Source organism: Paenibacillus sp. J22FR21, assembly GCF_056269135.1.
Genome location: NZ_JBWDNJ010000013.1, coordinates 30232 through 51314 on the forward strand (window position 1 = coordinate 30232; position 21083 = coordinate 51314).

22 protein-coding genes are annotated in these 21083 nt (G+C 47.1%); 4 read left to right on the top strand and 18 right to left on the bottom strand.

The features are described 5' to 3' along the window. Positions 1-23: 23 nt before the first annotated feature. The 5 genes from AC0YNS_RS29660 to AC0YNS_RS29680 form a co-directional block, all read right to left on the bottom strand. Entirely contained in the window at positions 24-851 is an 828-nt protein-coding gene (locus AC0YNS_RS29660; RefSeq protein WP_475784531.1) for a class I SAM-dependent methyltransferase, read from the bottom strand. Between the two features lie 220 nt (positions 852-1071). Continuing rightward, positions 1072-2577 carry a malate:quinone oxidoreductase gene (locus AC0YNS_RS29665; RefSeq protein ID WP_475784532.1) on the bottom strand — a complete coding sequence of 502 codons (1506 nt, stop codon included), beginning with the start codon at positions 2575-2577 and terminating at the stop codon, positions 1072-1074. A 392-nt stretch (positions 2578-2969) separates the two neighbouring features. Beyond that, a complete protein-coding gene (locus AC0YNS_RS29670; RefSeq protein ID WP_475784533.1) occupies positions 2970-3950 on the bottom strand; it encodes an aldo/keto reductase in 981 nt (326 codons plus the stop codon). Between the two features lie 131 nt (positions 3951-4081). Beyond that, positions 4082-5260, bottom strand: coding sequence for a sugar efflux transporter (locus tag AC0YNS_RS29675; RefSeq protein WP_475784534.1), 1179 nt, complete (start codon positions 5258-5260; stop codon positions 4082-4084). 172 nt (positions 5261-5432) lie between these two features. Continuing rightward, on the bottom strand, positions 5433-6326 hold the full coding sequence (locus tag AC0YNS_RS29680) for an AraC family transcriptional regulator (RefSeq protein WP_475784535.1): 894 nt from the start codon (positions 6324-6326) through the stop codon (positions 5433-5435). 168 nt (positions 6327-6494) lie between these two features. On the opposite strand from AC0YNS_RS29680, the gene AC0YNS_RS29685 reads away from it, so the two are divergent. From AC0YNS_RS29685 to AC0YNS_RS29695, 3 genes are all read left to right on the top strand, one after another. Next, a complete protein-coding gene (locus tag AC0YNS_RS29685) occupies positions 6495-7346 on the top strand; it encodes an aldo/keto reductase (protein WP_475784536.1) in 852 nt (283 codons plus the stop codon). Between the two features lie 13 nt (positions 7347-7359). Next, entirely contained in the window at positions 7360-7821 is a 462-nt protein-coding gene (locus AC0YNS_RS29690; RefSeq protein WP_475784537.1) for a DinB family protein, read from the top strand. 143 nt (positions 7822-7964) lie between these two features. Beyond that, positions 7965-8816, top strand: coding sequence for a nicotianamine synthase family protein (locus tag AC0YNS_RS29695; RefSeq protein WP_475784538.1), 852 nt, complete (start codon positions 7965-7967; stop codon positions 8814-8816). A gap of 9 nt (positions 8817-8825) precedes the next feature. On the opposite strand, the gene AC0YNS_RS29700 is transcribed toward AC0YNS_RS29695, so the two are convergent. The 4 genes from AC0YNS_RS29700 to AC0YNS_RS29715 all read right to left on the bottom strand — a co-directional run bounded on the left by AC0YNS_RS29700 (position 8826) and on the right by AC0YNS_RS29715 (position 11379). Further along, positions 8826-9116, bottom strand: a complete 291-nt coding sequence (locus tag AC0YNS_RS29700; protein WP_090980738.1) for a DUF3817 domain-containing protein — start codon at positions 9114-9116, stop codon at positions 8826-8828. A 105-nt stretch (positions 9117-9221) separates the two neighbouring features. Continuing rightward, the gene (locus AC0YNS_RS29705; RefSeq protein ID WP_475784539.1) at positions 9222-9563 is read right to left on the bottom strand and encodes a hypothetical protein; all 342 of its coding nucleotides are present in this window, start codon (positions 9561-9563) and stop codon (positions 9222-9224) included. A gap of 36 nt (positions 9564-9599) precedes the next feature. After that, entirely contained in the window at positions 9600-10418 is an 819-nt protein-coding gene (locus AC0YNS_RS29710; protein WP_475784540.1) for a GNAT family N-acetyltransferase, read from the bottom strand. 34 nt (positions 10419-10452) lie between these two features. Further along, the gene (locus AC0YNS_RS29715) at positions 10453-11379 is read right to left on the bottom strand and encodes an aminoglycoside phosphotransferase family protein (protein WP_475784541.1); all 927 of its coding nucleotides are present in this window, start codon (positions 11377-11379) and stop codon (positions 10453-10455) included. A 304-nt stretch (positions 11380-11683) separates the two neighbouring features. Between AC0YNS_RS29715 and AC0YNS_RS29720 the strand changes: the two genes are divergently transcribed. Then, a complete protein-coding gene (locus AC0YNS_RS29720) occupies positions 11684-12694 on the top strand; it encodes a LysM peptidoglycan-binding domain-containing protein (protein ID WP_475784542.1) in 1011 nt (336 codons plus the stop codon). A gap of 52 nt (positions 12695-12746) precedes the next feature. Here AC0YNS_RS29720 and AC0YNS_RS29725 read toward each other — a convergent pair whose 3' ends face one another. The 9 genes from AC0YNS_RS29725 to AC0YNS_RS29765 all read right to left on the bottom strand — a co-directional run bounded on the left by AC0YNS_RS29725 (position 12747) and on the right by AC0YNS_RS29765 (position 21065). After that, entirely contained in the window at positions 12747-13478 is a 732-nt protein-coding gene (locus tag AC0YNS_RS29725; RefSeq protein WP_475784543.1) for an AAA family ATPase, read from the bottom strand. Between the two features lie 50 nt (positions 13479-13528). After that, a complete protein-coding gene (locus tag AC0YNS_RS29730; protein WP_475784544.1) occupies positions 13529-14179 on the bottom strand; it encodes a hypothetical protein in 651 nt (216 codons plus the stop codon). After that, complete coding sequence (locus AC0YNS_RS29735; protein ID WP_475784545.1) at positions 14179-14751, bottom strand: hypothetical protein; 573 nt, start codon at positions 14749-14751, stop codon at positions 14179-14181. Before AC0YNS_RS29735 ends, AC0YNS_RS29730 begins: the two co-directional genes overlap by 1 nt. 4 nt (positions 14752-14755) lie before the next feature. Next, positions 14756-15025, bottom strand: a complete 270-nt coding sequence (locus AC0YNS_RS29740; protein WP_475784546.1) for a hypothetical protein — start codon at positions 15023-15025, stop codon at positions 14756-14758. A gap of 23 nt (positions 15026-15048) precedes the next feature. Beyond that, entirely contained in the window at positions 15049-15858 is an 810-nt protein-coding gene (locus AC0YNS_RS29745) for a VanW family protein (protein WP_475784547.1), read from the bottom strand. Positions 15859-15996: 138 nt separating this feature from the next. Continuing rightward, positions 15997-16986: a phosphotransferase gene (locus AC0YNS_RS29750; RefSeq protein WP_475784548.1), complete on the bottom strand. Its 990-nt coding sequence runs from the start codon at positions 16984-16986 to the stop codon at positions 15997-15999. A 227-nt stretch (positions 16987-17213) separates the two neighbouring features. Beyond that, positions 17214-18824, bottom strand: a complete 1611-nt coding sequence (locus AC0YNS_RS29755) for a copper amine oxidase N-terminal domain-containing protein (protein ID WP_475784549.1) — start codon at positions 18822-18824, stop codon at positions 17214-17216. A gap of 265 nt (positions 18825-19089) precedes the next feature. After that, the gene (locus tag AC0YNS_RS29760) at positions 19090-20106 is read right to left on the bottom strand and encodes a phosphotransferase enzyme family protein (protein WP_475784550.1); all 1017 of its coding nucleotides are present in this window, start codon (positions 20104-20106) and stop codon (positions 19090-19092) included. A gap of 41 nt (positions 20107-20147) precedes the next feature. Further along, on the bottom strand, positions 20148-21065 hold the full coding sequence (locus AC0YNS_RS29765; RefSeq protein ID WP_475784551.1) for an aminoglycoside phosphotransferase family protein: 918 nt from the start codon (positions 21063-21065) through the stop codon (positions 20148-20150). Positions 21066-21083 lie beyond the last annotated feature (18 nt).

Sequence of the window (21083 nt, forward strand, 5' to 3'; positions counted from 1 at the left end):
GTTGCCTCCTAAGTGGAATGAAACTAGATACGCGCCTTGGTGCCACAAGCCATCACAAAGTTCAGCATAGCATAAGCCTCAGACGAAGTATTCAGCTTCTCAGAGGCATGTTTCATGTGGTCCAGTTCTTCCTGAGTAATAACGCCATTCTGGTACAAACCCATGAATCGTCTGCTATCAAACTGATACCGGAAGCCGTCTATACCAAGTAGATCGCTATGCTGGAGAATCGAATCCATATCCACATCCGTAAAATCGGCTTGTTTCAATAGCCTCGGCAAGCTTCTGCCGATCAACCGATTCCCGCCATTGGAAGCCACATAGTCTGCAACCTTCTGCAATACGGACGGCAGCATAGGTAAGTTGGGATGCAGCGCGCCAAATATCCCATCATCGACATCAATGATGGCAAGCTTTCCCCCTGGCTTCAGCACACGAGAGATTTCTCTGGCCGCTGCCAGTGGATCTTTCAAATGGAGGAAGAGCAGTCTTGCAATAACGAAATCATAGGAATTGTCCGGCAGCCCAGTATCATAGACAGAGGCACGGACAAACTCCAATTGCGTTGCAAATTGTGGATCTATTCGATTACGGGCTTCGTTCAAGAGTGCCGGGTCAACCTCCAAAGCGGTAATTACACTGTGGGGCAACTGTCCGACTAGCTGTTCCGTATAGAAACCAGGGCCGCTGCCCACTTCCAGTATCCGCATTCCGTCCCGTAAGCCAAACCATTGCAAGTTACGAAACTCTTTCTCCCACCCCATCAATACTTGTACCTGTAAACGAGCCAGCTCATCTGTGTAACCCAGCACTGCCTTCTCAATATTGTAAGTAGAATTCCGCTCGATCATATGTACCTCCGGGAGCACCACTGTGATAGTGGATGTAAATTACCATTCCTATAGGCAATGATACTTTACATTTATATCCTAAAAAAGAGAAAGATGCTCTTCTGAAATTTCTTATTTACACTCAGCTCTGCATTCCACTGCAACCACTTGCATTTCACTAACCGCGAATACTAATGAAAAAAAGCAGCCGAACTATCTCGGCTGCTTCATATCTATCCTTTTAGTGCGTTGCCTGCAGCGATACCTTCTCGCTCAGTCCAAGCGCCCGCGCTGTTGAAAGCTGATGTTGACGGATCAACTCCGGGTTCTTCAGCAGGGACACGCCGTAAGAAGGAATCATTTCTTTGATCTTCGGCTCCCACTCGTTGATATGTGTAGGGAAGCATTTCTTGATGACTTCAAGCATAACGGAGACTGCCGTGGAAGCACCCGGAGATGCACCAAGCAATGCTGCAATGGAGCCGTCAGCGGCGCTGATTACTTCCGTACCGAATTGAAGCGTTCCTTTGCCGGCCGCAGTATCTTTAATAATTTGTACGCGCTGGCCTGCTACTAGTAATTCCCAATCCGCGCTGTTTGCATTCGGAACGAATTCCCGCAATGCTTCCATGCGTTTTTCTTTGGATAGCATAACTTGCTTAATCAGGTAGGTGGTCAAGGAAACGTTCTTCACGCCAGCTGCCATCATGGTAACGAGGTTATGCCCTTTAACGGAAGACGACAAATCGAACATCGAACCGAATTTCAAGAACTTCGGTGAGAACCCGGCAAACGGTCCGAAGAACAGAGACTCTTTCTTCTCGATGACCCGTGTATCCAGATGCGGAACCGACATCGGAGGCGCGCCGACCGGAGCTTGTCCGTAGACTTTCGCGCGATGCTGCGCGACGACTTCCGGGTTCTGACACACCATGAAGAGTCCGCTTACCGGGAATCCGCCAATCCCTTTTCCTTCCGGAATACCGGATTTCTGCAGCAAATGCAGACTTCCGCCGCCACCGCCGATGAAGACGAACTTCGCCGTTTGACGTTCTACCTTACCGGACTCAACATCGCGCACTTTCAGCTCCCAAGTGCCGTCTGACGCACGTTTGATATCATCCACGTTATGGTTGAATTTAATATCGACATTCTCGCTCTTCAGGTGATTAAACAAGATGCGCGTTAAAGCGCCAAAGTTAACATCTGTACCCGATTCGATTCTTGTAGCTGCGATAGGTTGATTGACATTCCGATCTTTCATCATCAGCGGAATCCATTCCTTCAGCTTCGCCGGATCTTCGGAATATTCCATCCCGTCAAACAGTGGATTGTGCTCCAATGCTTTAAACCGTTTCCTCAGAAAGTTTACGTCTTGTTCCCCTTGAACAAAACTCATATGAGGCACGGGTACGATAAAGTCCTGTGGATTACGAATCAAATTGCTGTTCACCAGATAAGACCAGAACTGTCTCGAAAGCTGGTATTCTTCATTCACTTTAATAGCTTTGCTGATATCTATGGACCCGTCCGGTTTCTCGACAGTGTAGTTAAGTTCGCAAAGTGAAGAATGTCCTGTTCCTGCATTATTCCATTCGTTTGAGCTTTCCTCACCAGCGGTTGCGCGTCGCTCGAGCACCGTAATGTTCCAATCCGGCATCAATTCTTTAAGCAGCGAACCTAAGGTAGCACTCATGATTCCGGCACCGATTAAGATAACGTCTGTATTCGTTTGTCTGTTGCTCATGTTTACCGTCCTTCTACTCTACGATTTGCAGAAAGGATGTGAGCGTTCCTGCTAAAGCGCCACAGCAAGCCAGGGTAAAACCTTATCACACATCTTTTCCGGTCATTTTTCTCTCTCCTAGTGTATCACTATTATTTAGAGATTAAAATAATTGGGACCAATAATCCTTTACAAATTCGTGTACCAATTACACCTAACATATCCTTTATTCCACTATGCTGGCCGTTAGAGGTAAAAACTAACAGGACTCATACCTTTATTAGTTTAACCATTTCTTCCTATCAAATAACAAAGCCAAATCTCTCCAAAGCCGGCGATTTAAATAAATATCATGGGTTGCAAAAAAAGGAGCCATCTGCGGCTCCTTTTCGTGTCGAAGATCGATCGAATTCCTAAACTGCGCCTACCACCGGATGGGGAACATACGGCTCCTCCAGCGAAGCGATTTCTTCACTTGTCAGCACAATTGACAGAGCGGCTACCGGATCTTCGAGATGAGCTAACTTCGTTGCTCCGATAATCGGTGCAGCTACCGGCTGTTTCTGCAATAACCAGGCCAGTGCGATCTGTGCACGAGGTACGCCTCGTTGTTCTGCAATTGCCGCAACGCGATCGACAATCAATCGATCTGCATCTGCAGTTGCATCGTATTTCCATTTCTGAACTTGATCGGTTTCGGAGCGATGAGTCGTTTCCGACCAATCACGCGTCAATCGTCCTGATGCAAGCGGGCTATACGGAATGACACCGATTTTCTCTGCTCTGCAAAGCGGCAGCATCTCCCGCTCCTCTTCACGGTACAGAAGGTTCAAATGATTCTGCATCGACACAAACCGGGTCCATCGGTTGGTCTCCGCTACATGTAACGCCTTAAGAAATTGCCAGGCATACATCGCAGAAGCTCCGATGTATCTTGCCTTTCCCGCTTTTACAACGTCATGCAGAGCTTCCATCGTCTCTTCAATAGGCGTATTGTAGTCCCAACGGTGAATCTGGTACAGGTCCACATAGTCGGTTCCCAATCGCTTCAGACTCTTATCAATTTCACTCATAATAGCCTTGCGCGAAAGTCCGGCACCATTGGGTCCTTCATGCATGCGAAAATGAACCTTCGTCGCCAGCACAATTTCATCGCGATTGGCATATTCCTTAAGTGCCCGTCCCACAATTTCCTCGCTTGTTCCATCTGCATAAACATTCGCCGTATCGAAGAAATTAATACCAAGCTCGAGCGCTTTCTTAATAATGGGACGACTGTTCTCTTCATCAAGAATCCACGGATGCGTCCATCGCTCAGCAACGCCAAAGCTCATACAACCAAGACAAAGCCGAGAAACATCGAGTCCCGTATTGCCAAGTTTCACATATTCCATCTTATTCACCACTTCCCTGAAATTTGGGATTCATCACATGTAGTTTACTCCAATTGTGCTCCGGCTGCATTTATCCGATATTATCACATTAGGAGTTAAACTGTAACATTATTACATATTTGCGAACAGCGTTACACCAAACTTCTCCGGCTTCTCATTAAGATAAAGAGCGAGACAATCAATACGGCCAGACAGACCAAGTATACGTCGCGAAACCCAGCATACTGAGCAATGATTCCGCCGCCTAAATTTCCGAGCAGCCTTCCCAGAATGGACCCGTTGTAATACAAAGTAGTGGACATTCCCGGTGAATTCGGAAGCAGCTCCGAGAAATAGCTTAGTCCGTTGCCCATTACGATAGCCACGAATGACGCTTGTAATAGCTGTGCCGCAATGAGCTGCCAGGAATCGTTAGAAACACTCAATATGCTGTAGTACAGGATTGCAATAAAGCAGGCGATAATCATTAAGGAATGGTTCGAAATCTTACTCCCCAATGCGCCAAGCGCAAGCATGATGGGAATCTCCAAGCCCGCACAAATGCTTACGACTACTCCCACATTTGCATGAGTGCCATGTAGCTCGTTTACGATAAACAATGGTGTAACAATCCCATTTATGGCATTAACCGCAAATAGTAAAATGAAAGCAAGGAGCGGAATCCAGAGCTGCCTGCGGCCAAGCGGAGCTGCGTCTGCATGGGATCTCTTAGGGGAAATGACGCTCTTATTCGGCAGAAAGAGAAACACTAATGAAGCAATTGCAAAGAAAATGGTCGATGTCCCCAGGAAGAGTCCTTTATATCCGACAACGCCTAAAATTACAGTTCCGACTAAGGGTCCAATCAGGAATCCCAGTGATACCAGCGAACGTAACGTAGACATTGCAAAAGTCTTATCGTCGAAGCTGCTCTCATTGGCCGATTCCTGAGCGTAAGCATACATTTGCGGCATCGCAGCTGCCCCCAAGCCACTGAAGAAACTAACGATAATAAGCAGAATCATATAGTTATCGAACAGTAAGTAGGACGAGTACCCCAGAGCAGATGAAACCGCGGCAAAGATGATAATCCATTTGCGGTCCAGCCTTTGATCCGAATGTTTACCGATAAACGAATTCGCTACCACGCCGCTTAATGAACTTACCGCCGTCAACACGCCGAATAATCCCGCGCTCATACCCAATTCTTCCGTACAATACAGCGCTAAGTATGGCAGCGTTATGGATATCCCAATGCCGACCATCAGCACACAAATGACGAATAAACCATATCCCTTGATTGCATGTAAATTTCTGAGTCGTGTGTACAAGGCGAAGTGATCCTCCTTCATTATCCCGTTAACCTCTACTTATTATGAAGCAATGAGCTACCGACCGTTATCCCATTCGTCTCGAATCCTTGCCTAATCCTTTCACCTTGGAGTCAACTTCATCACAGAAAAACCTTCCATCATCACATGGAAGGTCTCGATTTATGCCCATTTATGTTTTCAGACGTTTAATATCTTGTCTTGGAGGAAAACCGAACATGCGGGAGTATTCGCGGCTGAATTGCGAGGGGCTCTCGTAGCCCACTCGAAATGCCACGTCAGTAGCATCTTCCGATTCGGTTAACAGGAGTCGGCGGGCTTCTTGAAGCCTGAGATGTTTCTGAAATTGAATCGGGCTCAGGGCGGTTACTTCTTTGAAATGCCGATGGAACGATGAAATACTCATATTCGCGATTTCCGCAAGCTCCTCAATCCGGAAAGCACGATCATATTGGTTCATAATCTGATCAATAACCGCTTTAATTTGTAGGGTTGAGCTGCCTTCCATAGCAATTTGCCCCAGCATCCCGCCGTTCTCTCCTTGAAGTACTTTGTAGATGATCTCCTTCGTAAATAATGGAGCCAGAACGGGGATATCTTGGGGACGATCCACTAAACGGGCTAACCTGATGATCGCATCCATCAATGACGTTTCCATCTGACTGACAACTATAGCTCTCTTCGGATTTTCTATTGGCAGTACATGAACATCCGACTCACGTAGAACCTCTAAGATTTGGCTCGGTGTGAACTCAAGCTTGAAGCCCAAATAGGGAGCATCCGGAGCGGCTTCGGTTACTTGGGTGGTCACGGGCAAATGGACGGATACAACCAGGTAATCGGAAGGAGAATATCGGTAGAGATCATGTGCAAGATATACTTCCTTCGCTCCTTGCACCACCATACATAAAGATGGCTTATAAACGCCATGCTTCGACTCAAATGCATGCGAGAGACGCATGAAATACAGTGACGGAACAGCAGTCGGATGAACGCCATCTGTTACGGCGTGGCGCTCAATGATAGTAACGAGTTCATTTTGTTGTAAAGTCATCATTTCAGACATTGGATCCCCCCGGTCGGACATTTCTATAGCTCGATTATAGTCCATCTTCGTTGGCCGCATAAGTGGTGCTGAGAGGATTAGGCAAAGATTCGAGACGAATGGGATAACGAACTCAAATCCATCTGTTACATACTAATGAAAACGAGCTTCTACACGGGAGGATTATTTATGCACAACGTGATCTTAAACAACGGTGTTGAGATGCCTATACTTGGTTTTGGTGTTTTTCAGATTGCAGATCCAACCGAGTGTGAACAAAGCGTGTATGACGCTATTATGGCAGGCTATCGGATGATTGATACAGCTGCCTCCTATCAGAATGAAGAAGCCGTCGGCAAAGGGATTAAGCGGAGCGGCGTGGCAAGAGAGGAAATATTCATCACTACGAAGCTGTGGGTTCAGGATACCGGCTACGAACGCACGAAGAAAGCGTTCGACAGGTCGCTCAAGAGATTGCAAGTAGAGTACTTGGATTTGTATTTAATTCATCAGCCGTACGGCGATGTGTATGGCTCATGGCGCGCTATGGAGGAACTCTATCGTGAAGGAAAAGTTCGTGCCATCGGCGTTAGCAATTTCCACATGGATCGTCTGCTCGATTTGATGCTGCATAATGAAGTCGCTCCTGCCGTAAACCAGGTTGAGACGCATCCGTTCAATCAACAACAGGACAGCGCAGCCTTCATGAAAGAGCATCATGTTCAGATCGAATCCTGGGCACCTTTTGCCGAAGGAAAAAATAACTTGTTCCAGAACGCGGAACTGGCAGCCATAGCCGAGAAGCATAATAAATCCGTCGCTCAAGTGGTCCTGCGTTGGCTGGTCCAAAGGGATGTCGTTGTCATTCCAAAGTCTGTTCGTAAAGATAGAATGGCCGAGAACATCAACATCTTTGATTTTGAACTACACCAGGAGGATATGGAGTCAATTGCTGCGTTAGATACGAATCAGAGCCTGTTCTTCTCTCATCGCGATCCCGCAATGGTACAATGGTTAGGTGCAAGAAAACTTGATATCTAACGGAGGTCGAATTATGCAAACGATTCGAAATATGTTCGCGCATATGGATTGGGCAAACCGCCAGCTGCTTGAGGCGTTACAAGCTGCGCCGAAGGATGAAGCGAATAAGGCAATGCTTCTGTTTCTGCACGTGCTTCAGGCGGAGCGCATCTGGCTGACTCGGCTGCGCGGCGAGAGCAGTGAAGGAATCGTGCTGTGGGTAGACGATGCGGATTCGCTCGACTGTGCAGCACTGATCGAAGCGAACGGAAGTGGCTATGATGCTTTGCTCAGCGCCATGCCCGAAGAGCAGCTGGACACGCTTGTAGCGTATCGAAGCCAGGCGGGAGCACCGTTTGAGACATCGACTCGGGACATTCTGACCCATGCCGCCCTGCATGGCCAGTACCACCGCGGCCAGATCAACACCATGCTCCGCCAGAGTGGGGCTCAGCCCCAGCCAGTGGATTACATCCTATTCGCGAGACTCAGCTAGCGATGAAATAGAACTCCTATAGAACGAGAAGGGCTGCCAATTGGCAGCCCTTCTTATTTTGAACTAGCGATTACTAAATAGTTAATAGATCGAATATATTGGGTTCAGGATAAGGTAATGAAATGGATTGGAGGTAGTCGCTTATGGAATATTCTATAGCCACATCATCTAAGCGAATCACAGATTTGATCACCATTGTAAAGGAGACGTATGATGTCCTTCACCGAGAGTCGGATCTGTCGCCTTCAAATTCCAAGATCACGAGAATGATCTCTAATCTGTCACAGGTTATCAGGCAATCCTACACATCGGATGAAATCCGATATGTTATTGGGAATGCAGACATAGCAGCTCTGAAGACAGGTTTGCTTGACAAGCTATCTGAAGCCGAGTACCAGATGGAGTTGTTCGACTCCCGTCACCTCTGCAATCAGCTCTATTTCGGGGTAGACAGCCTGTTCCAATATAAGAACTGGAGGAAATATGAAAGTCTTGTCGGTGAGGAGATTAAGCAACTCGGCAGGCTCAGTCGGCCGGAAGACGCCTCTGCGCCTATCGTCTTCGTGGGAAGCGGACCTTTACCGCTTAGTGCTGTGCTGCTTCATCTGCGATGGAATGTGAACGTCTGCTGTCTGGATATCGATCCGGACGCCTGCGAGGCTGCACGGTTGTTGATGGAACGACTCGACCTAAGCGAATACGTGCAAATTGTACTGGGAGACGGTGCAGCGTTCGATTATGCTTCGTATCGGCACGTGTTTATTGCAAGTCTTGTATCGCGGAAGGACGATGTGCTTGAGCAAATCCGCGGTACGAATACGGACACCTTGGTGGCAATACGTACAGCGGAAGGTATACGCCAACTGATGTATGAAGCAGTCAATGAGGAAGCCATGGCCGCCGCCGGTTGGCAACTGCTTGGCCTTACATCGCCAATGGTAGACACCGTCATCAATTCAACTCTGTTCTACCGTCTGGATTCGCGGTGTAATTAAGCAACCCTACTATTTCCGCAGCAAGCGGCGGTCCAGCAAGAAATTGCCGAGCGGGAGAAAGGCAGCGCCTAACGCGAATAGCACGTTGACCAGAGACCAACGATGAACGAACGTCACATGTGCGACCGCAATCAGATAAAGCCCGAAGAACAATCCATGCAACGAGCCGACAATGCTCACGGCTTCCGGCAGATCAGCGGCATACTTGAGTGGCATAGCGATGCAGAGCAGGACGATGTAAGAGAGCCCTTCCAAGAGGGTAATAATTCGCAAACGGCCCATTGATGTAGTGAACTGCATGAACTTCGACCTCCTAGTTCGCCCCGATCCGGGACGAGATTCTCTATTCAGTATACAGGGGTGTCCCGGTCCTGCCCAATGAACATATTGTTACATGCCGCATCATTAACTAAAAGCAAAGATTCTAAATTGTGCCATGAGGTAAACAGTAATAAGTACATTGATTGCGAGTATAAAGATTGCACTCAGATTAACGGAATATTTCCCAACGATCTGACGGTACACAAAGGAAAGCAAGGTCATAATCACACCGTATCCAATGGGGACAACGAAACTATAAAACATTTTTTCGGTTTCACCAATGTCACCCGGCGAGGCATCAGCTGCTGTGAAACGCCCCATTGCGATCCATATTCTTATAATCCAGTAAAATACAAATGATAGGGTCGATAAGCCTACCAGATAGACTGCATAACCGAGTACACTAAGGCTTAGTCTATTCTTCAAACCTTGACCTCCCAATCTATTCCCTTGTTAGCCTAATCACCCGTGATAGCTGTAATAATCCTGTGCATGTACCACTTTGAATCCAACCGATTCATACAACCTTAACGCATGGTCATTCTTCGTTTCGACTTCCAAATGTACCGAATATCCGGCCGCACGTTGCTCATGGATAACTCGGCGTAGTACTTTGCTGCCTATCCCTTTGCCTTGGTGTTCGGGTAGAATGGCAAATCCATAAATCCATGCTTGCCCCTCTTCGCGACTCACTCGGATTTTCCCTACTGTCTCTTCATTAACGCCAATCATGAATACATCGGTGTTACCCGCATAAACGCGACTTTCCATCGCATGGGCATCTGCTTCGTCATCTCCGAACGCCTGCACGGATATGCGTACACGCATTTCGTAATCTTCCGGCGTCGCTGGCCTCAGTATAATGCCGTCCGTTTCGCCAAGCGGCTTATCCTGCCACTCCATTTGATGCTCCGAGAATGCATACTCGGCGCCTTGTTTTCTCAAGAAAGCTTTTGCCGCATCTGATCCCGCAGGCGCATTCAACAAGATTCTCTTGAATCCGTTCTGCTGGACCTTCTCCATCGCATGCCGGAACAAGCGCTGGAAATGCCCCTTCCGCCGTTCACTCGGTTTCACCATGCCGCATACTTCGACCGTTGAGCCAAAAGCATACAAACCAACGAACGCTATAAGCTGTTCATTATCATAATGAAACAAATCGAGTCGGTCTGATTCGCGTCCTCTAAGCATCTCCCAGTTGAGCTTCAGCTGTGCATGATCATGAGCTTCACACTCGATCTGCAATTGTTCGATATCCAGTAATTGTCCAGTCGTTAGCATGTTTATCTCCTTTGCGTTTCTGTTCGATCAGATATCACTTATTCAAGCTTAGAAGGAAGTTACGCGTCGATTGATAGGCATCGTTCCAGCCCATTTTGGCATAGAAGCGAAGCCCATCCATACCTTTAAAATAATACGCACCCAGCAATCTCTCCTTGAAATCCGGAATTACAATTCCGGCTTGCTCTTGGTAATCCTGATAAGCTTGAACCACTTCAAGCCCCGGCATATGCCTATCCAGTATCGCGAGATCTACAAGGAAATCGCCGTAGGCGCAGTTACCGTCTATGATCCCGGTAATGCACTTGCCGTCCGATAAGATGTTCCACTGGTGAAAATCCCCATGAATAAAATGACGATGCGGCTCATTGTAGACCGAATACGTCATTAACCGGCTGTAGCATTCGTCAAACACCTCTTTCTCCAAGCAGGTCGTTTGAAAGAGGTCATACCAGTTCTCCCAGAAGTTCCCCGTCTGATCCTCCGAGAACACATCAACCAAATAGTCCTTCCACGTCTGATACGTTCCGTCTCCCGTAGGTGTAATCCACCCATATCCGCTTGTTGAGCCCAGCTCGACATGGTTAATACGAGTCAAAATCTGTATCAACTCCGGAAGTTGGTTACGTTGCTGCTCCTCGGTGCAATCTGCGAGATTGCCGCCCTCTATTCGATCTATGATTACATATCCCAAATGCCCGACTTTCCCTTGCCTCAGAATCCTTGGAAAAGGTATTCCCTGACTAGATAACAGGTTCGAGATGTAACGATCCGTTTCGTATGCCCCTGCCATGTCGCTGAATTTAATGACATGACCTCTTCCTGCATGTATAAAGGAGAACACGCTGCTCAGGTTGCCTCCTGACATCGGCGTGATCTCTGTCACGGCTGATCCCAGATGAGCGATCAATACATCCTCTATCTCGGCGATAGATAGATTCGGTTTTTCGTATGCAGTCATAATTACAACCTCCGATCTGCTTTTCATCTGTATTTTTCGTTTGAATTAGCCTTCTATATGATTTCGCAACGCTCGGATCATTTCCTCTCCATGACCGGCATGGGCTACTTCGAATGCCCGAGTTGCTCCCCTCTGTCACATGATTATCGGCTTCAGAATCATATGCCCGAACAGAAGTAGGTGCTTTCTCCTGCCCCGTATAGTGCCAATCACCTGATTTCCATGATGTTCCGTTTTGCCTTGGATAATTATAGTAAGATATAAAGAATGATAGAGATTCTGAACATGAAAGGAAGTGTGCGCTTTGAACAGAAACTCGAAAGACAAAGGTTTTCAGCCCAGAGCCGCTCGTACGCAAAAGAAGAAATCCACCCTACTCCTCCTACAGGCAACAGCAGGTATCGTTATTATTGGTGGAATCCTGTATAGCATTTATGCAGCACAATCCGGCTCCGCACCGAAGCAAGCCGCCACAGGGAATGATCCCGTGGGCATGCAAGTGATCACTCATGATTCTACAACCAAGGATGACGGAGACAAGGCTGTTCATGAGTTAGCGCCTGCTCCCGGGGAATCCACTGGCAACACGACTACTACCACGAAGCCCGCGACTTCGGCCAGTAACGATCAAGAGGCTGCTGCGGACCCGGTCGTTACGCCGGAGAAGCCGGAAATTAAGGTCGTCCAAGCCAGCAAACCGGTCAGTAAGCCGACTAGTAAACCAACATCAAGCTCAGCCTCTAAGCCTGCCGTGAAATACCCGATGACCTATGTTCTCAAAAAAGGGGACACGCTGTCCTCCATCTCGATGAAATTCTATCATTCGAAGCAGCATGTCGCTCGCTTGGCGGAATACAACCATATTGTGTTTATTAATGATATGGTCGAAGGGGATACCATCAAGATTCCGGCGATCTCATCGACTGCCGGAGCATCAGCTTCTAAGCCACAGGACATGGACTACTCCAAGGTCACCTTACCGGCAACCTATCTGGTGCGCACCGGCGATACCTTGTCTACCATCTCCCTGCAATTCTATCAAACGAAGAAGAATGTAGAGTTGATCGTGAAACAAAACAAGCTGGATCCTACCAAGAATTTGATCGCGGGAAGCTCCCTTATCATTCCGGCTATTCCGGTCGTGAAGCCGATTGCGAATCATACTGTGCAGCAGGGCGAGACGCTCTCCAGCATCTCCAAGAAACACTATGGTTCCGCTAAATACGCTGTCAACATTGCACAAACCAATCATCTGCAAAATAACGACGATATTAAAGCAGGCGATGTGTTGAAAATTCCTTATCTCAAATCGTAAACCTGGGAGCTGCCGCATTACGGGCAGCTCTTTCTTTTATCCAGATGCACCTTCACTCGTCATCATCATCATCCGAATCCGAGAACAACTCATCAAGAACCGTCTTCCTATTCTCGAGAAACCGCCTTGTAACGATATAATGCAGCGTATCCTCATACCTGATTTCCTCAATGGGATGGACATCGAAGTTAACGATTTGAGCATCCGGGTAGCCAAGCAGAATTGGTGAATGCGTCGCAATTATGAACTGCGCATCCTCTTCCAGGTCCTTAATGACTCGCATTAGAGCCAGCTGCCTTGCAGGCGATAATGCTGCCTCCGGCTCATCGAGCAGATAGATCGCCTTCTTGCCGAATCGATGCTGGAACAGCGACAGGAATGCTTCCCCATGGGATTGCTTGTGCAACGAACGACCGCCGTAATACGGCAGGCTATCCGGCATCGTATCAATATGCGAAGCGAACTGATAGAACGTTTCTGCTCGCAGGAAGAAGCCATTCGTAATCTTCGGCATCCAAGACAGCCGAAGATGCTCTCCAAGAATGGAATGCGCGGCATCCACATCATAATTATTGTTCCGCCCACCGCCGGCCGTATTAAATCCGCATTGAAACGCAATCGCTTCAAGCAGCGTGGATTTCCCCGAACCATTCTCCCCCACCAGAAAGGTCACGTTAGTCCGAAACGATAATGACTTCAAATATTTCAACGCTGGTATGGAGAATGGGTAGCGCTTCGGATCTGTTTCCTCATTCCTAATCAGTTCGAGACTGCGCAGGTACATCGATTTCAACTCCAATACCATTCAATAGTTAGATTAAGCTAATGCTCTCGCTAAGTCGTACTGTCAATATAATCCTCTGTCGAATATCCCTCGGGTGATTTACTGCTGTAAATTTGATGATAACCGTCACGCTTCCAGCTGCTTAACACCGGTGCTTCAACGACGGTTTGATCCAATAGCTGCAGAAACTCCGGATGATGCAGTTCCACCCACTGCCTCGCTTGTTTGATCGTATCAGCATGAGGAATGACAATGGATTGCGGGATAACGTCAGCTAGATTATTATAGATTTCTCGTTTCTCAACCAATCTGGTGAAGACAGAAGTATCCTCGTTTATCGCATCAAGCGACTCATCCACTAGCCGGTAATAGAAGCCTTGAACCTGCGTATTTTGTTTATCCGGAAAAGGTCTTTCGAATCGAAGGATCTTCACAATGTGCGGATTGTTGTTGAACCATTTATTCTGCTCGTAAACGATGGAATACGAAATATTGATATTGGTATCGTCACTTGTCGTGTTAACCTGCTCATAGCTGCAAGGTATTAATCGATCGCCATAGGGGCTGATCGAGAGACTGTATCCTTCAGGAGATGTACCATAACCATTTGCCCTCGCTACCATGATTTCGGTCTGTTGCAGTGCAACGATCAAAACAACCAGCACACAGGTGATTACAATACCAACTAACTGCTTTTTCATTAGCTGCTCTCCCCGGTTGTATCTGCTTTACTTACCTTGCCCGAGATATACTCCCCATCATATATGCCTGTTTTCCAAATGACTTGACCGTCCGCTCCGGATGCTTCGATTTTAAGAGGGTCTGGTCCATTTATAGGGGCAGCTTCGAGCTCGTCGAAGGATACGAACCAATAGCGGCCTTGTCTCGTTGAAATGATTTTAGCCTTCTTACTTCCTGTAACCTGCTTAACAACCACATTCTGTATATCGTCATCCGTAATGACACCTGCAAAAGTAAGCTTAGGTATATACGGAGCATTAATCATTCCCCAATCAAACCCTTCTACAGGGTTTACCTCTCCATTTCCACTACTGTTCCAATCCCCTCGTTCATTGGAGTAAAAGGCGTGCCGAAAACCCGTATCATCTTTATAGAGAAGTATTCTTCCTAATGGCACTTCTTCTTGGTAAATGAATTCGTACGAATCCGGATCGGACATTGTCATAAATAACTTATCCATCTTCTCTTCTTCTGTCTCCGTACATCCCGCGCAGAAGAGCATGATCAGGAATAGAAAGCATAGCTTTTTCACATCATCACCTGCCGTTACTATTAGTCACATCTGCCTTTTCTCTGAAAGAACCGAACACACCTGTAACAAGCCCAATAATGCCAATCGTCACACCATATCCTGTTGATTCATGGAAAGCTAATACGATTAAGATGCCAAACAGCGTTAGTTGAAGCCCTAAGAGCTGCACTTGAAGAACACTGGGCTTGATAAAATCCAACATGACCCCCACAACAAACATCAGTGTAACAATGACAATAAATACCGTTACAATCATTAAGCCGATGCTCACCATTTAACGTTTGGACCTCCATCCGATTAGTCTGATGCCGCTTCTGTTAATAAAGGTGCGTACATCATGAGTGCATGGTTCTCGGTGACATACTCATCGTTAATCAGTTCACGATCATGATTGTAGACACGGCGATGAAGCACGTTTCGCCGAACATAACCGCCCCAATACTGCTGCTCGATGCGATGCTCCTTCTCATAGATTTCGTATGCATGCAGCGGCTTCTCGCTCGCGCGCCACTCGCCTGTAAGAACATGGTCTTTCAACTCAAGCACCAGTTGAAAGGGAACTGACGTCGAATTCATAATCATAAGATCCAAGTAATTATAAGAACAAGTCGCTCCACTGCCGAAGGGCTGTGTACGGTTCGCGTCCGGAAACACATCATAGCTATGACGATGGCGCTCCACGACGGTAAGAGGCGTATGCAGCGTCATCCAATAAATTAAATTCGATAGCTGGCACAACCCTCCGCCTAACCCTGACTTGAATTTTCCATAGTGCAAAACCATGCCCGGCACATAGCCTTTTCGCGCAGTTGTTCGTCCGATCAGCTTCCAATAAGACATGGTCTCTCCCGGAGCAATGACGAGCCCTTGTAGTCGTTGAATCGCAAGCGCCAAATTAATCTCTTTGTTATGCTGCAGCCACATATCCACGTCCTTCAGCTTCCGCAGCGTTGGCGTTGAATGATGAAATACCACATGTTCCAGCGGTTCCACTGCGAATGTCTGCGCGAATGAGATACCTCCGAACAGCCACCGAGCATATCTGCGCCATGTAAAATAAGCAGTCCCCATCATAAGCCGCAGCCTAGATCTCCGAATGGGTTTCATCTACACTGCACCTTCCTTATATGATCTCAACTTCTATATTTTTACACTTTAATTAAGACGTGAATCGCTTCAAAAAGTTGCAACGCAAAAAAGACTGCCGGCAGGCAGTCTTTGGGAGTTGAGACACTGAGCAATGGATCATGCCGTTGCACGGATTGCATGATGCTCGCACCAATTCCGGAGAAACTTCAGATTCGTGTTAAAATAATGATCGTCCTGCCAAGCGCCCCAGACATGCCCGAAGCCGGTGTGGAGACCCATTAACCATATTTCACGAATCGCTACAAATATAGGTATCGATTTAAGATCGTATTCACCTAGCACTTTAACCTTCTGATAGGCATCCAGGAAACCAACCCAATGCTCATTGTCGTAATCTTCCTTCTCTTTCCCTCTCACCCTATTCCATAAGAAAACGGACACATCATAAGCTCTCCATCCAAGGCCGCCACAATCGAAATCGAAATGGGTTAAAGCACCTTCATGAAAATGTACGTTGCCTCCATGAAGATCACCGTGACACATCCCCCATTCCAACTCTGTTGAAATTTCAGCTATGCGACTCGACAATACTTGAGACAATGATTCCAGATAATCGATGTCCTCTGGTCTGTGAGATAACAATTTCGATTGTCGAATGTTGTGAAGTGGTTCTTTAAGCAAATGCTCCAGATCAACCTTGAATCTTTCCTGACTACAGTTGAAGTCGTCCATAGCCAGATGCATCTTGGCCACCTGCTCACCATACAGCTCCGAGCTCGCTTTGGTATCGGAATAGCCGCCTTCCGCATACGTAAACAGAACCGCGTAGCGCTCACCCTCAGGGGCATCTAGTTCAATTGCGTAACCTCCGTCCTTTCTGGGGACTGGCGCCGATACCGGAATTTCTTTGTTATCCAAATATTTCAATAATCCCACTTCGAAATCAACGTCATGTTTATTCCGCCAATGCTCTTTATAAATCCGAAGAACGTATTTGCTTGTTCGGGTCTTCAGAATATAAGTATCATTGAGCCCATTCGATAGAAACCGGCATTCCCTAACGTCTCCTATTTCATAATGATCGTTTATTGCAATAGCTAATGCATCAGAAGATATAACAGAATGATAGACAGGAAGTTTTAGCATTTACCGATCCCCCTCGGTGGCTCATGATGGATTTGATTTTAACTCAGCATCTACATCATGCCATAGGAAATCTAATCCAACTAGATTGAGTTTATTTATAAAATGTTCTCGACTATTGTTGGTCCGATATTAATAACGCCCTGTGGGTTCGTTAGCTTAACACCGCATCAACATAAGGCAGCTTCGCTGCAGAACATCGCAGCCACTTTTAACCTCTAACAATCTTCTCAACCCCCATCTCTCGGCGGAAGTATTTTCAGATGCTTGAAATCCTTATAAGCCTCTAGGTCGTCCAGTACTAGCTGTTTCCCGCGTCCTAATCCAGTAGCCAATCTGCCTTGCCCCGCTTCATACACCTGTAAGTAGCTCCCGTCCGCGAAACTGATCGACATCCCGTGAAAAAATGTTTCAACTTCAGCAGTGGAAGCAGCTTCCTCAACACCACTCTTAACGAATTTCTTCAGCATCCGGCAGACCTTGTTTATCGATTCATGGTCGGCCTTATGGGTACTAATTAGTGGAACATATAAGAGATCCCCATCCTGTAGATTTACGGATGTTATGGTTTCCGGACTGCATGCAGCCGCTAATTCACTGAGCGTTTTGGCCTTCGGCAGATTATTCCGTTCCTCCTCGTAAGAGGGCCGATCGTAAGTTAAACGAACAGAGCGATTCGTCTTATCCAAGGGATTGTAGTACATGAACTCCAGCGAACCATGTCCTATATCGCCGGCATAATATAGCCCATCTAGACTGTACAAGGCCTTATTGTTCAAAGCATTCGTCCGCTCTTCACCAGTCAATAGCTTATCCGCCAACACAACGACGGAGTGATCTTTCAGGTCGATAAGCGAGAGGAGTCCTGATCGATTCGGCCGAACGACCAAATAATCATCACCGATTGTAAGTACGGTAAATACCTCATCGCTGCCAGTAAGTGCCGGTAAATCATAGTCGTTTATCGTAGTGCCTTGTTCATCAACCACGGTCACGATTTTGCCATCGGATAGTACGATTCGCTGTAACCAGCCATCCGGTCGATACAGTTGGAAGTAGGTTACATTGGACTCATAGCTGTGCACATACGATGCTTTCTTTTGGCTCACAATCTTGTTGTCTCGAACAAGCATGCTATATTCATCATAGTGAAGAACTAACTTATCGTCTGTATATTTGTCTACAGCTGTAAGGATGTTGCTCGGGCCGCTTACTCCCCCGTTATAGAAGGATAGATCGCCTTTCACAGTGCCTTCCAACTTACCGATAAGAACGACAGGATGCTGTTCACTGAGCGCTCTATAAATCTCACTCGTCACAGGGTTCAGCCAAATATAGCTCCACGAGCTTGGTCTGATGTATGTATCCTTGCGTGTAATTCGAACGGTTTTGCTCGTTTGATCCCAGACGACCTCGGCCTTAGTAGCTTCAGAGAAGAAACGAAGCGGAGCGTAGATTCGTCCTTGTAAGTTAAGAAGAGGTGCTGTTAGTGCGACTTGACGGTCATTAACGGTTGCGGTCTTAGAACCGTAACTCAGTTTCACGGAGAGTTCCGGGTATTTCATGGACACCATCTTGGCTGCAGCATTCCAGGACACAATCGTTCCAAGCAGTTGACCCATATCACGTACAGATAAGTACACATTGCCTCTGGAAACGATCGGAGCGGAGTCCAACTCGTGCATGGATCCGTTCATCATCACCTTAATTCCGCTCGCTTTGGACGTATTAACAGCTCCGGAACTGTCTTCTGCAGAAGCAGAAATGGGGATGTTAAGCAGTATCGTTACAACTAACACGGTGGTGACAAGAAAGGGAAATCGTCTTTTATAAAGAAGCAAGGGATCATCCTCCTGTTTATTAAAGCCGGATGACCATTAGACGAGTGCACCTGAAAAATGTTGCGTTAAATACCTTAAAATGGATAAGTTGGCGAGAGGGAACAACGATCTGGCACAGGGGGGGGGGGGTGATACAAACTGATAATGTCATGAAATGCTGCCAATTATGCAACATTTCCTTGTTAGGAGGGGGCCAACCGCCACAAGCAGCATGTTGGCCGCGCCAAGCCGCAACCTTGGCTGCTTACGCCCTCCTCACCTTAAATTACCAAATATCCACAATAGGATCGTTACTCTCCAACCTAACCTTACTCTCAGCAATCCAATCCTTAAACCACTGATTATCCGAGCTGCTGAACGTTTCATCCCCGTCATAATCGCGAAATGCCCCGATGTAAACGATCAACTCTCTCAGCATTAAGAACAACGGGATTTGCTTCAAATCGTCTTCACCCAACGTGTTTTCGAGGCTATAGCCTTTCATGAATGAACGCATGAATCTGCGAGCCTGATCCTCCCTCAGCTCTCGTCCATCTTCGCCTCCATAGACATAAACCAGATAGTACAACTGGATCGCGATATCCTCAACAAACCAGCTGTACTGCGCTTCGTCGAAATCGAACAGCGTGATCTTCCCATCGCCTTCATCTCTGACAAAATTACCGACTCCCATATCCCCATGAATAAGTCCATAAGCATCGCGATCCGTTGGCATTTCGTTCAGCCGGCTAACCATCTGACTGTAGTTCTCTTTCACGCGCTGATGGGAGGGAGGAAGAATATCGATGTCTTTCAAGTAATCGTTCTGATGCCATTCCAATCTGCGAGTGCTGTCGTCTTCAGGCTGATACAGCTTCGATAAAGCATGCATTTTGCCCGTGATTCTACCAAGAGTTTCAAATAACGCATCGTCATCCAGACATGCCGGATAATTCACCTTCTGCCCTGACGCTTTCTCGAAGGAAACCGCAGTAAAGAACATCTCTGCTGTCACAATCACTTCCGTCCACTCACCGGCCGCAGAATGAATCGGCATCGAAGCTGAAATGCCGTGGCTCACCAAATATTGGATCCATTCCAGCTCTGCTTTTACCGCTCCGACTGTACGTCGGCTTCCCGGCGTTATTCGCAATATATATTCGCGCCCATTACGCTGATACTCGTATACGAAGTTTTGAAAACCACCGATTAAAGTTACCTCTTCCATGCTGATCCCATATCTCTCCGCCGCAATAGCAAGGACGCCATGACGATGAAAGAGGTCTGTAATGGTTTTTTCCATCTCAAATTCCCCCTAACCTGTACCTGCATCCAAGTGAGCAATCAACCGTTCATGATCGATTCAGCAAAAGCAACCTGTTTGACAAGATCCGAATACGCCTCCGCTGTTGCACCATCCTCTGCACTCCAGCATGAGCCCATCGCCGTTTCGACGAAGAGGCATTGTCTGATGATCGCGCTCGGAATGCCTAGCTTCTTCTCAAGTACGACGATAATCTCGTTGATTTTCGCATAGCCTTTCTCCGAATAATCATCATCAAATTCATTTAGGATAAAGCGCGGAACGTCAAACACCGGATCGCCTATTACACCTTTCGGATCAATGATTTGATAGACGCCATCCTGCCCAAGCAAAATATTATCATGATGAAAATCGCCATGCAGCAGCATCTGCCGTGTATACACTGCAGCCACCGATAGGCAGATATCTTCTGCTTTCTTCATGTAGGCTGCTAATTCGCTGCAATCTTGCTGCTTGCTCATGTACTCGGTTATTCTGCTGACCCAATCTACATAAGTCGGATATAACTCTGCGTTATCTGCCGCTATGTGCAGGTCTGTGTGCAGTGAGCTGAATACGTCCAATCTTGCCGCAAGCGAAGTCTCTTCCCTTAGCGGATTGCCCGGCTTGACGCACGCTTCAAGCAGCACGCCTCGAACCACATCCGCCGCATACACGTTGCAGAATCGTCTGCCATCATAATGGTGCAGCGTATGATATTCCGTGTTTATCTCTTCCGAGGAAATTCTGCCGATCTTAAGTACGGCGCTTCCGAATCTCTCTGATTCGCATGTAAACACCAGGTTTGCAGAATAGGAAGGAATGAGCTGAATTGCGCTGAGCGCCCATTGATCGGCGAAGGTTTCGAGATCCCGCAACACCTTCTCATAGAACGCTTGCCCAAAGTGACTCACGATTTGTTCGATTTCATTTTGCCGAAACTGATATTGCTTGCTCATACTAAGGCTTCTCCTCCA

Bases quoted from the DNA above. Each gene is read 5' to 3' on its own strand.
- AC0YNS_RS29660 (WP_475784531.1), bottom strand. From the start codon at position 851: ATGATCGAGCGGAATTCTACTTACAATATTGAGAAGGCAGTGCTGGGT.
- AC0YNS_RS29665 (WP_475784532.1), bottom strand. From the start codon at position 2,577: ATGAGCAACAGACAAACGAATACAGACGTTATCTTAATCGGTGCCGGA.
- AC0YNS_RS29670 (WP_475784533.1), bottom strand. From the start codon at position 3,950: ATGGAATATGTGAAACTTGGCAATACGGGACTCGATGTTTCTCGGCTT.
- AC0YNS_RS29680 (WP_475784535.1), bottom strand. From the start codon at position 6,326: ATGTCTGAAATGATGACTTTACAACAAAATGAACTCGTTACTATCATT.
- AC0YNS_RS29685 (WP_475784536.1), top strand. From the start codon at position 6,495: ATGCACAACGTGATCTTAAACAACGGTGTTGAGATGCCTATACTTGGT.
- AC0YNS_RS29690 (WP_475784537.1), top strand. From the start codon at position 7,360: ATGCAAACGATTCGAAATATGTTCGCGCATATGGATTGGGCAAACCGC.
- AC0YNS_RS29695 (WP_475784538.1), top strand. From the start codon at position 7,965: ATGGAATATTCTATAGCCACATCATCTAAGCGAATCACAGATTTGATC.
- AC0YNS_RS29700 (WP_090980738.1), bottom strand. From the start codon at position 9,116: ATGCAGTTCACTACATCAATGGGCCGTTTGCGAATTATTACCCTCTTG.
- AC0YNS_RS29710 (WP_475784540.1), bottom strand. From the start codon at position 10,418: ATGCTAACGACTGGACAATTACTGGATATCGAACAATTGCAGATCGAG.
- AC0YNS_RS29715 (WP_475784541.1), bottom strand. From the start codon at position 11,379: ATGACTGCATACGAAAAACCGAATCTATCTATCGCCGAGATAGAGGAT.
- AC0YNS_RS29725 (WP_475784543.1), bottom strand. From the start codon at position 13,478: ATGTACCTGCGCAGTCTCGAACTGATTAGGAATGAGGAAACAGATCCG.
- AC0YNS_RS29730 (WP_475784544.1), bottom strand. From the start codon at position 14,179: ATGAAAAAGCAGTTAGTTGGTATTGTAATCACCTGTGTGCTGGTTGTT.
- AC0YNS_RS29740 (WP_475784546.1), bottom strand. From the start codon at position 15,025: ATGGTGAGCATCGGCTTAATGATTGTAACGGTATTTATTGTCATTGTT.
- AC0YNS_RS29745 (WP_475784547.1), bottom strand. From the start codon at position 15,858: ATGAAACCCATTCGGAGATCTAGGCTGCGGCTTATGATGGGGACTGCT.
- AC0YNS_RS29750 (WP_475784548.1), bottom strand. From the start codon at position 16,986: ATGCTAAAACTTCCTGTCTATCATTCTGTTATATCTTCTGATGCATTA.
- AC0YNS_RS29760 (WP_475784550.1), bottom strand. From the start codon at position 20,106: ATGGAAAAAACCATTACAGACCTCTTTCATCGTCATGGCGTCCTTGCT.
- AC0YNS_RS29765 (WP_475784551.1), bottom strand. From the start codon at position 21,065: ATGAGCAAGCAATATCAGTTTCGGCAAAATGAAATCGAACAAATCGTG.